Raw genomic sequence first — 12,974 nt, 5'->3', positions numbered from 1 at the left:
CGCCATGGACCTCGGGCAGCTGTTCACCAACGTCCTCAACGAGATGACGGGACCGACCGCGATCGCCTACGCGCTCGCCGCGATCGGGCTCAACATCCACTTCGGCCTGACCGGGCTCATCAACATGGGGCAGGCGGGCTTCATGCTGCTGGGCGCGTACGGCTTCGCCGTCTCGACGATCGCGGGAGCGCCGCTGTGGCTCGCGTTCGTCGTGGCGGTCGCCGCCGCCGTCCTGTTCGCGCTCCTGCTCGGCATCCCGACGCTGAAGCTGCGCGGCGACTACCTCGCGATCGTCACGATCGCCGCTGCGGAGATCGTCCGCATGGTCGGCCGCTCGACGGCCCTGACCGACGTCACCGGTGGTTCCGAGGGGCTGACGGGCAACGCCTTCAAGAGCACGTTCCAGGACGCCTCGCCGTTCCCGGACGACCGCTGGGCGCTGGGCCCGATCACGCTCGCGACGAACACCTCGAACAGCTGGTGGCTGCGCCTGGTCGGCTGGGCGGTCGTCGCGCTCGCCTGCGTGCTCGTGTGGCGGCTCGTGCGCAGCCCCTGGGGCCGGGTCCTCAAGGGCATCCGCGAGGACGAGGACGCCGTGCGGGCGCTCGGCAAGAACGTCTACTCCTACAAGCTCCAGGCGCTCGTGCTCGGTGGTGTCTTCGGCGCGCTCGGTGGCGTGGTGTTCGTGCTCGCCAGCTCCGTGCAGGCCGACTCCCTCGGGCGGCCCGTCACGTTCAACACCTGGACGATCCTCCTGCTCGGCGGCGCGGCGACCGTGCTGGGCCCCGTGCTCGGGTCGCTGCTGTTCTGGGGTGCGCTCGTGTTCGTCCGCGGGTTCCTGCACGGCGCCGCGAGCGACGTGCTCTCGGTCCAGCAGGTCGAGCAGATCGGCTGGATCCTGGTCGGCGTCACGCTCATCCTGCTCATCGTCTTCCGGCCCCAGGGCATCCTGGGCGACAAGAAGGAGCTGGCGATCAATGCCCGCTGAGGACGCCGTCGCCCGGGCGCGCCGGGACCTGCACCAGGTGCCCCGCACGCCGGGCGCCCCCAAGCCGGACGCCCTGCTCGTCGCGGACGGCGTACGACGCAGCTTCGGCGGCGTCAACGCCGTCGACGTCGAGCACCTCGAGGTGCAGCGCCACGTCATCACCGCGCTGATCGGCCCGAACGGCGCCGGCAAGACCACGTTCTTCAACCTGATGACGGGGTTCGACAAGCCCGACACGGGCACGTGGGTCTTCGACGGCACCGCGTTGGCCGGAGTGCCGGCGTCGCGGGTGGCGAAGGCGGGCATGGTCCGCACCTTCCAGCTGACGAAGGCGCTCGCACGGATGACCGTGCTCGAGAACATGCGGCTCGGCGCCCGCGACCAGCCGGGCGAGAACCTGTTCACCGCGCTGGTGAAGCCCCTGTGGGCCGCGCGCGAGCGGGAGATCACCGACAAGGCCATGGCCCTGCTCGAGCGGTTCAAGCTCGACGCGAAGAAGGACGACTTCGCCGGGTCCCTGTCGGGCGGGCAGCGCAAGCTGCTCGAGATGGCCCGGGCGCTGATGTCGGACCCCGCGCTCGTCATGCTGGACGAGCCGATGGCCGGGGTGAACCCCGCCCTGACGCAGTCGCTGCTCGGCCACATCACCGACCTGCGCGACTCGGGCACCACCGTGCTGTTCGTCGAGCACGACATGCACATGGTCCGGCACATCTCGGACTGGGTCGTGGTCATGGCGCAGGGCCAGGTCGTCGCCGAGGGACCGCCCGGCGAGGTGATGGCCGACCAGGCGGTCATCGACGCGTACCTGGGCGCCCACCACGACACCGACCTGGGCGACGACGCCCTCCTGGCCGAGGGTGGCACGATCGACGCGGAGGCCGAGGCCGAGTCCGAGGCGGAGGAGACGAAGGCGTGACCGAGACCACCGCACCCGTCGTCCACCGCGGCGCCCCCGCCGGCGAGCCCCTGCTGCACGCCGACGACCTCGTCGCCGGCTACCTGCCCGGCGTGAACATCCTCAACGGCTGCTCGCTCGTGCTGCACCCCGGCGAGCTGGTGGGCATCATCGGGCCGAACGGCGCCGGCAAGTCGACGCTGCTCAAGGCGCTGTTCGGGCTCGTCGGCATCCGCTCGGGCCGGCTCACGCTGCAGGGCGACGACATCACGAACCTGCGGGCGGACGCGCTCGTGCGCCGCGGGGTCGGCTTCGTCCCCCAGACGAACAACGTGTTCCCGAGCCTGACCATCGAGGAGAACCTCCAGATGGGGGTCTTCCAGACCCCGGCGAAGTACGCCGAGCGGCTCGAGGTCGTGCTGCACCTGTTTCCCGAGCTGGTGAAGCGCCGCAAGCAGCGTGCCGGCGCGCTCTCGGGCGGTGAGCGCCAGATGGTCGCGATGGCCCGCGCGCTCATGCCCGAGCCGTCGGTGCTGCTGCTGGACGAGCCCTCGGCGGGGCTGTCCCCCGTGCGACAGGACGAGGCGTTCCTGCGCACGCGGCGGATCAACAAGGCGGGCGTGTCGGTCGTCATCGTCGAGCAGAACGCGCGCCGCGCCCTGCAGATCTGCGACCGCGCGTACGTGCTGGACCAGGGGCGCAACGCCTACTCCGGCCCGGGGCGCGAGCTCATGCACGACCCCAAGGTCATCGAGCTGTACCTCGGGACGCTCGCGGCGGACGTCGACGCCGCCCGCGCCGCCGAGCCGCACTCCGGGGACGACGCCGCCCGCTGACCCCTCCCGGTGGCCGCACGGCCCCGGCCCCGACGGGGCCGGGGCCGTCGCACTGCTCGCGCCGGTCGGTGCAGACGCCGGCACGACCCACCGCGCCCGCCGGCGGGGACGGGCGTCGACGAGCACGGGGCAGGCGCCGCCGGGACCGGCACGCACGAGGACGCACGAGGGCCCCCGGAGCACTGCTCCGGGGGCCCTCGTGGTCCGGCGGCGGGATCAGTCCTGCGGGACCTCGCCCTCCTCCGAGCGGCTGAACGTGTAGGTGTTGTCGGGACCGAACTGGTAGATCCCGATGAACGCGGACGACGGGTCGTTGGCCTCGTTGAACGGGCCAACGCCGGAGACCGACTGGTACGCGATGTCCTCGCCGTCCGCGAGGAGGTCGGCGCACTCCTGCCAGCCCGTGCACTCCTCGCCGCCGTCGGCGCCCGAGACCGCGGCGAGGTTCGCCTGGATGGTCTCGCCGCTCGAGTCACCGCCCTTGAGCGCCGCCAGCGCCGCCAGGATCGTCGCGTCGTACGCCTCCGGACCGTAGGAGAACTCCGTCAGCTCGGGGTCGACGCCGCGCATCCGCTCCTGGAACTCCTCCGACGGGAAGGCGCCGGGCAGGGTGCCCTGGGCGTTCTCGAGCGTGCCGGCGGGGAAGCCCGTCTCACCCTCGGTGCCGAAGTTCTGCAGGTTGCCGTCCACGAAGTACGTCTTGCTCATGTCCCAGCCCTGCGCCACGAGCTCGCGCACGATGAGCGGGGTCTGGTCCGTGAACGCGAGGATCGCGATGGCGTCGGGCGACGCCGCGATGGCGTCGGCGACGATCGTCGAGAAGTTCTGCTCGGCGGGGTCGAACTCCTGACCCTGCGTGCCGTAGACGATCGTGCCTCCGGCGTCCGTGACGACGCCTTCGACCACGTCGCGCAACGACGTGCCGTAGGAGTCGTTGAAGACGAGGATGCCGACGTTGCTCGCGCCGTCCGACACGATGAGGTTGCCCAGGACGTCGCCCTGCACCGTGTCCGGCGGGGCCGTCCGGAAGTAGAAGTCGTGGTAGCCGGACAGGTCCGTCGCCGTGTTGGCGGGCGAGATCTGCACGATCCCGGCACCCGTGATGTCGTCGACGACGTTCTTCGTCACGGACGACGACGCGGCGCCGATGATCACGCTCACGCCCGCGGAGATGAGCTCCTGGGCGGACGCCGTGGCGACCGAGGCGTTCTGCGCGTCGGACGAGTCGGTGTGCGTGACCTCGACGTCGGCGCCGAACAGGCCCCCGGCCTCGTTGATCTCGGCCACCGCGAGGTCCACGCCCGCGATCTCGGGGGGCCGAGCTGCGCCAGCGACCCGGTGACGGGGAGCAGGGTGCCCACGTGCAGCGGCTCGCCGCCGCCACCACCGCCGCCACCGGTCGTCTCCTCACCGCCCGCGTCGCCGCCGCCGCCGGCACAGGCGGCCAACGCGAGCACGAGTGCACCGGTCACAGCCACGGAACGTCCTGCATGTGTCCTACGAGTCATGCGTGGTACCCCTCTGTCTGAGTACTGCACTGCTCCCCGGGCCCGGACGCGGACCACGGCGATGTGGCGCGAAGGTACTCATGGTTTGTGTCCGCGATGTGAATGGCAACGTCTCGGCACCATGTCGTTGTGGACCTGTGACCTGGAGCACGTGAGCCCGGCCGGCACGAGGTGCCGACCGGGCTCACGAGGGGTGTCGTGACGGGTGCCGCGTCAGGAGGAGGCGCCGCCGACCTGCTCGATGACGGCGTCCGCGACCTCGCGCATCGTCAGGCGACGGTCCATCGACGTCTTCTGGATCCACCGGAACGACTCGGGCTCCGTCAGGCCCATCTTCGTCATGAGCAGGCCCTTGGCACGGTCGACCCGCTTGCGGGTCTCGAAGCGCTCCGCGAGGTCGGCGACCTCGGACTCCAGCGCCGTGATCTGCGCGTAGCGGGAGATCGCGATCTCGACCGCGGGCAGCAGGTCGGCCGGGCTGAAGGGCTTGACGACGTAGGCCATCGCCCCGGCGTCGCGCGCACGCTCCACGAGCTCGGTCTGCGAGAAGGCGGTCAGGAGCACCACGGGCGCGAGGTGCGCCTTCGCGATCCGCTCCGCCGCGGAGATGCCGTCGAGCACCGGCATCTTCACGTCCATCACGACGACGTCCGGCTTCAGCTCGGTGGCCAGCGCCACCGCCTGCTCGCCGTCACCCGCCTCGCCGACGACCTCGAAGCCCGCCTCGCGGAGCGTCTCCACGACGTCCATGCGGATGAGCGCCTCGTCCTCGGCGACGACGGCGCGGCGCGGGGGACGACCGGTGGCGGGGGCGGGTGCCGCGGGAGCCGGCTCGGCGGTCGGCAGGTCCAGGCCGGCAGCGGCCGCCTCGGTGGGCTCGGGGGTGGCGTCCGTGGTCACGTGCACAGCGTAGTGCTCCCTCCCCCGCCGGGTCGCGGGCGCGTCGTCGTGGCCGTCGTCACGTCCGGACGCGCCGCGGCCGGGGGCGGCGCCGGCCACCCCCGGCCGTCGGACGGCGGTGCCCCCGGAGGGACTCGAACCCTCACGCCTCGCGGCGCTCGATTTTGAGTCGAGTGCGTCTGCCGGTTCCGCCACGGGGGCCGTGCGGGACGAGCCTAGTGCGCCGTGCCGGTCGCCCCGCCCCCAGGGACGCGGGCACCGGCCCCGTGGGCCCCGGGCGGGCTCACGGCGCACAACCCCACAGACGACCCCCGCCGGACGACCGCGGGGGTGGCGGGACCGTCCCCGCCACCCCCGTGCCCGCACCCGCTGCGCTCTCCCCCGCGCGGCCGCGCCGGATCGTCGGGTGCGGTGGACGGGCACCACCACGGCGCCGCGTCCGTCCTCGCGCGGGCCCTGGCCGCCCGCGACGTCGTCAGCCGCCGAGCACCGTCTCCGCCTCCGCGAACCACTCCTCGACGCCGTCCTCGACGGACAGGTTCCCGTAGGCGAGCTCCTGGGCGATCGTGGTGAAGGCCGCCTCGAGGGTGCCGAAGCCGGCCACCGGAGGCGGCGGCGAGCTGGTCAGGCGCGGCTCCAGCGCGCGCTCGTACTCGAGGATCTGCGCGTCCAGCCCGGTCGGCTCGAAGCCCTCCAGCGCGGTCGTGGACGCCGGCACGCCGCGGGACATGCCGAAGATCTCCCCGACCCGCGGGTCGTTCGTGAGGAAGTCGATCAGCGCGGCGGCCTCCTGCGGGTGCCGGCTGTTGGCCCCGACCGAGAGCATGAGCGACGGCTTGAGGAACAGACCCGACTCGTCGGGGTCGTCCGCGGGCGGTGGCAGCAGGACCAGCTGCGGTGACGCGCTCCCCTCGCTGTAGCGCACGAGGAAGTTGTCCCAGCTGATGTCCGACGCCGTCTCACCCATGCCGAGCGCGTCGACGCCTTCGAGCTGTGCGAGCCGCTCGGGCGGCAGGAACGCGCCGGATGCGTGCAGCGCGGGGGCGCGCCCCCACCACTGCGCGAGGTCCTCACGGGTGAAGCCCAGGCCGTCGTCCTCGAACAGCGTCCTGCCCTGCTGGCCGAGCCACACCTGGAACAGCCAGAAGACCTGCGTGTAGTCGACGGACCCGTGCACGGCCGGCTCGCGCGACGCTCCGGCCGCGGCGATCTCGCCGAGGAGCGCGTCGTACTCGTCCCACGTGAGATCGCCCTCCGGGACCGGCACGCCGAGCTCGCCGAGCAGCGCGGTGTTGACCTGGGTCGCCAGCGTGTTCGTGCTGGTCGGCACCGCGTACGTCCCGCCGTCCACCTGCGCGGCGGGCAGCAGCGACTCCGGCAGCGCGTCGACGTCGATCGTGGACCCGAGGTGCTCGTCGAGGGCCGCGATCCGGCCCGTCGACGCGTACTCCGTCAGGTACGCGAGGTCCATCTGCATCACGTCGGGCAGCCCGCCGGCGGCCGCCTCGGTGCTCCGCGACGTCCAGTAGTCGCCCCACGAGGCGTAGCCGGTCCGGACGTCGACGTCGGGGTTCTCCTCCTCGAACAGGGCGACCGCCTGCTCGTAGCGCTCCGCGCGGCTGGTGTCGCCCCACCACGTGAACCGGAGCACCGTGCCCTCGTCGGCCGTCCCCGCCGCGCCGCCCGAGCAGGCGGCCGTCAGTGCCAGCACCGCCGCGACCGCGACGGTCCCCAGCCCGCGCACCCCGCCCGCCCCCGGGCCCGCCGGTGCGGTGGCCTCGCGTCCCGTGCCTGCGCCGCCATGTGAGCCTCCTCGCTCGCCGTCGATGCCCGGCTCCCTCGCCGGGCGTCGCCAGCCTGACAACGCGCCGCGGCGTGCGTGCTCGCTCGGACAAAAACGATCAGGGCCGCGCCCCGCACGAACGCCGTACGGTCAGCCGCGGGAGCAGCTGGACGTGCCGCGGCGGTCGTGGCACGGACGCGTCCTCCGCGATGCGCTCGACCACCATGCGCAGCGCCTCCTGCCCGAGCTCACGACGGGGCGACCCGACGGCGGTCAGCGGCACGGCGGCGAGCTCGGCGTTCTCGTCGTCGTAGGCGACCACGGCGAGGTCCTCGGGGACGCGCAGACCCCGGTCCAGGGCGGCCTCGACGAGCCGGGACGCGTGGTCGTCGGTGTGCACGAGGACGGCGCGCGTGCCGGTGCCGCGGCACAGGTCGAGGAACCCCTCGAGGGCGGCGTCGAGCGCCTCGGGGTCGTCCTCGCCCTTCGGCAGCGACACGGTGGGGGCCGTGCGCAGACCGAGGTCCGCCACCGCGGCGCGATACCCGTCCCGCACCGACGGCGCGGTGGGCGTGCGGTCGTACGACGCGAGCGCGACCGCGTCGTGCCCCAGGCGGGCGAGGTGCTCGACCGCGAGGACGGCACCGTGCACGTGGTCCGTGCGGGCGCTGTCCACCGAGGCCAGCGCGGCCGTCCGCTCCGTGCGCCGCTCGAGCAGCACGGTCGGCACGGGCAGGCCGGCGAGCCACGCGGCGACGTCGGCGTCGGAGCGGTCACGCGTGGTCGGCGCCACGACCAGCCCCTGCGCGCCGAGCGACAGCAGGCGCTCCACCTGCCGCTCCTCCGCGTCCGCCCGGTAGTGCGAGACGCCGAGCACGAGCCGGGCGCGCAGCGGCGCGGCGACGGCCTCCATGCCGCGCACGACGAGCGGGAAGTGCGCGCTCGCGCTCGGCACCACGACGCCGACGAGGGCGCGGGCCGCGCGCGGCTCCCGCGCCTCGGCGAGGGCGATGGCGCCGCCGTGCACGCGGACCAGGCGACCCGCGCGGTCCAGCTCGACGATGTCGCGCCGCACCGTCACCTCCGACACGCCGAGCTCCTCGGCGACGCGCGCGGCACGCACGCTGCCCCGCAGCTCGACCTCGCGCAGCAGGTGCTCGTGCCGGGCACGGGGCAGCGGGGACCTCGTGGACCGCGTCATCGCGTCCTCCTCGCCCGCTTCGCACGGCCGGTCGTGATCGAAACTGTCCGTTCGGTGACCGTGCCGCCCGACCCTAGCCCAGGCTCGGTCCATGGCCGTGCCGCGCGACGACGCCCCCGACCCCGCCGCCCCTCACGGGAGCCGCGCCCGCTGGCTGGCCGTCGCGGACGACCTCCTGCGCGCCGTGCGCCCGTACGCCTCGCCCGGGCACGCCCTCCTGACGCTGCCCGGTCCGGTCAGCGCGTCCGGGCGGTGGAGCGACGGCCTCGAGGGGTACGCCCGCACGTTCCTGCTCGCGGCCTTCCGGGTCGCGGGCGAGGGAGGCGCCGACCCCGACGGCCTCCTGGACCGGTATGCGGCGGGCCTCGCCGCGGGGACCGACCCGGCGAGCCCCGAGCGGTGGCCCCGGATGACGGAGCGGCGCCAGGCCGTGGTCGAGGCCGCGTCGGTCGCCGTCGGGCTCGCCGAGACGCGCCCGTGGCTGTGGGACCGGCTCGACGAGGGGGTGCGGGCCCGCGTCGTCGACTGGTTCGCGGACATCGTCGGGACCGACGGGTACCGCAACAACTGGCTGTGGTTCCAGGACGTGGTCGAGGCGTTCCTCGCCGAGGTCGGCGGCCCCTGGAGCCAGGACGACCTCGACCGCAACGACGCCCTGCGCGAGGACCTGTACGTCGGGGACGGCTGGTACTCGGACGGGCGCGGCCGCGACGGCGAGCGGCAGAGCTTCGACCACTACGCCGGCTGGGCCTGGCACCTCTACCCGCTGCTGCACGCACGCATCCGCCGGCGCCCGCTCGAGCAGGTGCACGCCGAGCGCCTGCACGCCTACCTCGCACAGGCACGGCACCTCGTCGGCTCGTCCGGCGCGCCGCTGCTGCAGGGACGTTCGACCACGTACCGGTTCGCCGTCCTGGCGCCCTTCTGGGCGGGCACCCTGGCCGGCGCGACCCCGCTGCGCCCCGCCGAGACGCGCACCCTCGCCGCGGGCGTGCTCGAGCACTTCCTCGAGGCCGGCGCGGTCGACGAGCACGGGCTCCTGCCGATCGGGTGGCACCGCGCGTACCCGCGGCTGCGCCAGCTGTACTCCGGGGGCGCGTCCCCCTACTGGGCGAGCAAGGCGTTCCTCGGGCTGCTGCTCCCCGCGGACGACGCCGTGTGGACGGCACCGCCGGAGCCCGAGCCCGCGACCGGTCCGCAGGTCCGCGCCCTGCCGGTCCCGGGCTGGCTCGTCGTGCGCACCCCCGCGGACGGCCTGGTGCGCGTCCTCAACCACGGGTCGGACCGGATGCTGGAGCCCCGCGTCGTCGCACGCGCCGACGACCCCGCGTACCGACGGCTCGGGTACTCCACGGCCACCTCGCCCCAGCTCTCCCGCGACGCCGTCGCCGCCCCGCTCGAGTCGCACACGGCGCTGCTCGACGGGGCGGGTGCACCGTCCCACCGCGACGGCGTCCAGCGCGTGCACCTCGGCGACACCTGCGCCGTCTCCCGCTCGCAGGTGCACTGGCTCGACACGCCCGGCGCTCCTGGCGCGGGCGACGACGCCGGCTGGGCGGGGCTGCGGCGAGGGCCGCAGGTGACGACCGCCTCGGTCGTGCACGGGGTCCACGAGCTGCGGCTCGCGTGGTGGCACCCGGCGGACGACGACCCCGTGGCGCACCCCGACGCCGACGCGGCGTGGCCGGCGGACCCGGGACCGTGGCGCATGCACGTCGGCGGCTGGGCCCTGGCGGGCGCGCAGCGCGACGAGGTTCGGGTCGAGGACGACCCCGACCGCGTCGTCCTGCACCGTGCGGACGGCACGGTGAGCGCCGTCCGCGCCGTCCGCGGGCTCGACGAGGCGGGTGCGACCTGGCGGGACGGCGCCGACCCGTTCGCCCGCTGGTCCGCGACGCCGTGGCTCCGCAGCAGCGCACCCGTGGCCGCGGGGGCGGTCGTCGCGGCGCTCGTCGTGCTCGCCGGCGGTGCCGGGGACGACGTCGACCTCGACGCCGTCGCGTCGGTCGACGTCCGCGACGGCGAGGTCGTCGTGCGGTGGCGGGACGGACGTCGGGACGTGGTCCCCGCGGCACACGTGGTCCCGACCGTCGACGGGACGCACCCGTGACCCGCGGCCGCGCGGCCGTGCTCCTGGGCGATGCCGCGCTGCTCCCCCGGCTCCTGGACGACGCCGCCCTCGCGCGCCTGCGCTCGGCGGTGGACCTGCGCCCGGGGGTGCTCACGCCCGCGACGGTGCGGGGTGCGCTCGACGACGTCGACGTGCTGCTCACCGGCTGGGGCGCGCCTCCCCTGGACGCGGCGCTGCTCGACACCGCCCCCGGCTGCGGCTCGTCGTGCACACCGCCGGCACCGTCAAGCGGCTCGTCACCCCCGCGGTGTGGGAGCGCGGGGTGCGCGTGACGAGCGGCGCGGCCACGAACGCGCTGCCGGTGGCGGAGTACGCGCTGGCCACGGTCCTGCTGGCGGCCAAGCGGGTCGGCGAGGCGCAGGAGCACTACCGCGCGCACCGCCGGCTCGACGCGTGGCAGCCGGGCGGACCCGTCGGCACCAACGGCGCGACGGTGGGGTCGTGGGCGCGTCCCGCACAGGCCGGCGCCTGCTCGAGCTGCTGCGGCCGTTCGACCTGCGTCCCGTCCTGCACGACCCGTCGCTCACCCCCGCGCAGGCGGCGGACCTGGGGGCCGACCTGCTCCCGCTCGACGCGCTGCTCGCGGCGTCGGACGTCGTGACCCTGCACGCGCCCGCACTGCCGGCCACGTACCGCATGATCGGGGCCGCGCAGCTCGCGCTCATGCGCGACGGCGCCACGCTCGTCAACACCGCGCGCGGCAGCCTCGTCGACACCGACGCCCTCACGGCGGAGGTCCTGCGCGGACGCCTGCGTGCCGTCCTCGACGTGACCGACCCCGAGCCGCTCCCGCCGGACCACCCCCTCTTCGACGCGCCCGGTGTCGTCCTGACGCCGCACGTGGCGGGCTCGCTGGGCAACGAGCTGCGCCGCCTCGGCGACGAGGCGGTCGCGGAGGTGCTGCGCTGGGTCCGCACCGGGGAGCTGCGGTCCGAGGTGCGCGCCGACGACCTCGCGCGGATCGCCTGACCCTCGCCGCCCGGCCGTCCCCGAGGCGCCCGGGCGGGCGAGGTCCGGCGGACCCACCTACGGTGGCCCGCAGGAGGTGCACCATGCTGACGACCGACGTCGCGCCCGGGGTCCACCGGCTCGCGCACGCGTACGTGAACTGCTACCTCGTCGAGGGCGACGACGGCCGCCTCACGATCGTCGACACCGGCCTGCCCGACACGTGGCCGCTGCTCGGCCACGCCGTCCGCGCGCTCGGCCGGCGCCCCGACGACGTCGCCGCGGTCGTCCTGACGCACGCGCACTTCGACCACACCGGCTCGGCCGCCGCCGCGCAGCGCCGGCTCGGGGTGCCCGTGTGGGTGCACCCCGACGACGCGACCCTCGCCGCGCACCCGTACCAGTACCTGCACGAGCGTCCCCGCGCCGCCTACCCCGTGCGCCACCCGCTCGGCCTGGTCCCCCTCACGGCGATGCTGCTCGCGGGCGCGTGGCGCGTCCCGGGCGTCACGGGCACGACCCCGATCCCCGGTGACGGCGTGCTCCCCGTGCCCGGCGCACCGCGGGTCGTCCTGTCCCCGGGCACACGCTCGGCCACTGCGCCCTGCACCTGCCGGACCGGGACGCGCTGCTGTCCGGCGACGCGCTCGTGACGCTCGACCCCTACACGTACGGGCGCGGCCCCCAGATCGTCGCGGGTGCGGCGACCGCGGACAGCGCGCAGGCGCTGGCCTCGCTCGACGCCCTCGCGGCGACCGGCGCCGGGGTCGTCCTGCCCGGGCACGGGGACCCGTGGACCGACGGCATCGCGTCCGCCGTCGAGCACGCCCGGCGCGTCGGGCCCCACTGACGCCCGCCGCGAGGCGGACGTCGGCGGTGCGTGCCACGGTGCAGTCGTGAGCGACGGCGACCACGACGACCCGGTGCGGGAGCGCCGGGCCGTCCGCGACACGTACCGCAGCCTGCGGATCGCCGTCGTCGCCCTCGTGGCGCTGCTCGCCTCCGCGGTCGTCGCGCAGACGGTCCGCTCGGGCTGCTGGGAGACGTCGGTCAGCGCGTACTACTGGACCGGCGCGCACGACGCGGTCGTGGGTGCCGTCTGCGCGATCGGCGTCTGCCTGCTCGTCTACCGGGGCACGTCGGACCTGGAGAACACCGCGCTGGACGTGGCGGGCGCGCTCGCGCTCGTCGTGGCGTTCACGCCGACCGCGCAGGAGCCGAGCTGCGGTGCCGCCGCCCCGCCCGTGCCGGTGGACGTGCTGCCGGGGGTGCAGGTCGCGGTCACCGCCCTGCTCGTCGCGGGCGCGCTGACGATCCTCGTCCGCCTCGTCGTCCGCCGGCGCGGACCGCTGACCGCGGCCGAGCGTGCCGCCCGGGTCCTCGCCGGCGCCGTCCTCGCCACCCTTGCCGCCCTCTTCCTCGTCGACGCCGAGCGCTTCGCCACGACCGCGCACGACCTCGCCGCCGTGGGGCTGTTCGTCGCCACGGCCGGCGTCGTGCTGCTGCGCGCGTTCGAGGCGCGCGCGGTCTCGGCCCGGTGGGCGGCCGCGTACACGGTCGTCGGTGTCGCGCTGGTCCTCACGCTCGCCGCCGTCGTCGCGCTGCGCGAGCAGGTGCCGACGTGGCGGCACGCCGTGCTCGTCACCGAGGCGGCGCTCGTCGGGCTGTTCGCGGCGTCCTGGCTCCTCCAGACGGTCGAGCTGTGGGGCACAGAGTGCCGCGTCCCGCACGCGCGACGGCCGCCGCCCGGAGCGGGCGGCGGCCGTCGTGATGCGTGAGCC

General features: G+C 75.0%; 13 protein-coding genes and 1 tRNA gene. 9 read left to right on the top strand and 5 right to left on the bottom strand.

Annotated elements, in window-relative coordinates; translation table 11 throughout:
- The first annotated feature begins 4 nt into the window (after positions 1–4).
- The 3 genes from GC089_RS08150 to GC089_RS08140 are packed head-to-tail and all read left to right on the top strand — an operon-like array spanning position 5 to position 2,722.
- Positions 5–988, top strand: a complete 984-nt coding sequence (locus tag GC089_RS08150; RefSeq protein ID WP_155377269.1) for a branched-chain amino acid ABC transporter permease — start codon at positions 5–7, stop codon at positions 986–988.
- Positions 978–1,907, top strand: a complete 930-nt coding sequence (locus GC089_RS08145) for an ABC transporter ATP-binding protein (protein WP_155377268.1) — start codon at positions 978–980, stop codon at positions 1,905–1,907. Before GC089_RS08150 ends, GC089_RS08145 begins: the two co-directional genes overlap by 11 nt.
- Positions 1,904–2,722 carry an ABC transporter ATP-binding protein gene (locus GC089_RS08140; RefSeq protein WP_155377267.1) on the top strand — a complete coding sequence of 273 codons (819 nt, stop codon included), beginning with the start codon at positions 1,904–1,906 and terminating at the stop codon, positions 2,720–2,722. Before GC089_RS08145 ends, GC089_RS08140 begins: the two co-directional genes overlap by 4 nt.
- A 216-nt stretch (positions 2,723–2,938) precedes the next feature.
- Here GC089_RS08140 and GC089_RS08135 read toward each other — a convergent pair whose 3' ends face one another.
- The 5 genes from GC089_RS08135 to GC089_RS08115 all read right to left on the bottom strand — a co-directional run bounded on the left by GC089_RS08135 (position 2,939) and on the right by GC089_RS08115 (position 8,114).
- On the bottom strand, positions 2,939–4,021 hold the full coding sequence (locus tag GC089_RS08135) for an ABC transporter substrate-binding protein (RefSeq protein ID WP_370514096.1): 1,083 nt from the start codon (positions 4,019–4,021) through the stop codon (positions 2,939–2,941).
- 422 nt (positions 4,022–4,443) lie between these two features.
- Positions 4,444–5,130: an ANTAR domain-containing response regulator gene (locus tag GC089_RS08130; RefSeq protein ID WP_155377266.1), complete on the bottom strand. Its 687-nt coding sequence runs from the start codon at positions 5,128–5,130 to the stop codon at positions 4,444–4,446.
- A gap of 119 nt (positions 5,131–5,249) precedes the next feature.
- A tRNA-Leu gene (locus tag GC089_RS08125) sits at positions 5,250–5,331 on the bottom strand.
- A 274-nt stretch (positions 5,332–5,605) separates the two neighbouring features.
- Positions 5,606–6,841 carry an ABC transporter substrate-binding protein gene (locus GC089_RS08120; RefSeq protein WP_230685148.1) on the bottom strand — a complete coding sequence of 412 codons (1,236 nt, stop codon included), beginning with the start codon at positions 6,839–6,841 and terminating at the stop codon, positions 5,606–5,608.
- Between the two features lie 190 nt (positions 6,842–7,031).
- A complete protein-coding gene (locus GC089_RS08115) occupies positions 7,032–8,114 on the bottom strand; it encodes a LacI family DNA-binding transcriptional regulator (protein ID WP_155377265.1) in 1,083 nt (360 codons plus the stop codon).
- Positions 8,115–8,205: 91 nt separating this feature from the next.
- Here GC089_RS08115 and GC089_RS08110 point away from each other — a divergent pair, with 91 nt between their 5' ends.
- From GC089_RS08110 to GC089_RS08095, 6 genes are all read left to right on the top strand, one after another.
- A complete protein-coding gene (locus tag GC089_RS08110; protein ID WP_155377264.1) occupies positions 8,206–10,224 on the top strand; it encodes a DUF2264 domain-containing protein in 2,019 nt (672 codons plus the stop codon).
- Entirely contained in the window at positions 10,221–10,517 is a 297-nt protein-coding gene (locus GC089_RS19000) for a hypothetical protein (protein WP_230685147.1), read from the top strand. Before GC089_RS08110 ends, GC089_RS19000 begins: the two co-directional genes overlap by 4 nt.
- Before the next feature lie 169 nt (positions 10,518–10,686).
- Entirely contained in the window at positions 10,687–11,214 is a 528-nt protein-coding gene (locus GC089_RS18995; protein ID WP_230685146.1) for an NAD(P)-dependent oxidoreductase, read from the top strand.
- Between the two features lie 83 nt (positions 11,215–11,297).
- Positions 11,298–11,846 carry an MBL fold metallo-hydrolase gene (locus GC089_RS08100; RefSeq protein WP_370514095.1) on the top strand — a complete coding sequence of 183 codons (549 nt, stop codon included), beginning with the start codon at positions 11,298–11,300 and terminating at the stop codon, positions 11,844–11,846.
- Positions 11,843–12,043, top strand: a complete 201-nt coding sequence (locus GC089_RS20020) for a hypothetical protein (RefSeq protein WP_370514094.1) — start codon at positions 11,843–11,845, stop codon at positions 12,041–12,043. The genes GC089_RS08100 and GC089_RS20020 overlap by 4 nt, the downstream gene beginning before the upstream one ends.
- Positions 12,044–12,089: 46 nt before the next feature.
- On the top strand, positions 12,090–12,971 hold the full coding sequence (locus GC089_RS08095; protein ID WP_155377263.1) for a hypothetical protein: 882 nt from the start codon (positions 12,090–12,092) through the stop codon (positions 12,969–12,971).
- Positions 12,972–12,974 lie beyond the last annotated feature (3 nt).

Origin of the sequence: Cellulomonas sp. JZ18 (assembly GCF_009720485.1) — a bacterium.
Lineage (GTDB): Bacteria > Actinomycetota > Actinomycetes > Actinomycetales > Cellulomonadaceae > Cellulomonas.
This window is presented reverse-complemented; position numbering and strand designations above follow the sequence as displayed.

Coding starts and splice junctions, on each gene's coding strand:
- GC089_RS08145 (WP_155377268.1), top strand. CDS start 978: ATGCCCGCTGAGGACGCCGTCGCCCGGGCGCGCCGGGACCTGCACCAG.
- GC089_RS08150 (WP_155377269.1), top strand. CDS start 5: ATGGACCTCGGGCAGCTGTTCACCAACGTCCTCAACGAGATGACGGGA.
- GC089_RS08100 (WP_370514095.1), top strand. CDS start 11,298: ATGCTGACGACCGACGTCGCGCCCGGGGTCCACCGGCTCGCGCACGCG.
- GC089_RS08110 (WP_155377264.1), top strand. CDS start 8,206: ATGGCCGTGCCGCGCGACGACGCCCCCGACCCCGCCGCCCCTCACGGG.
- GC089_RS08115 (WP_155377265.1), bottom strand. CDS start 8,114: ATGACGCGGTCCACGAGGTCCCCGCTGCCCCGTGCCCGGCACGAGCAC.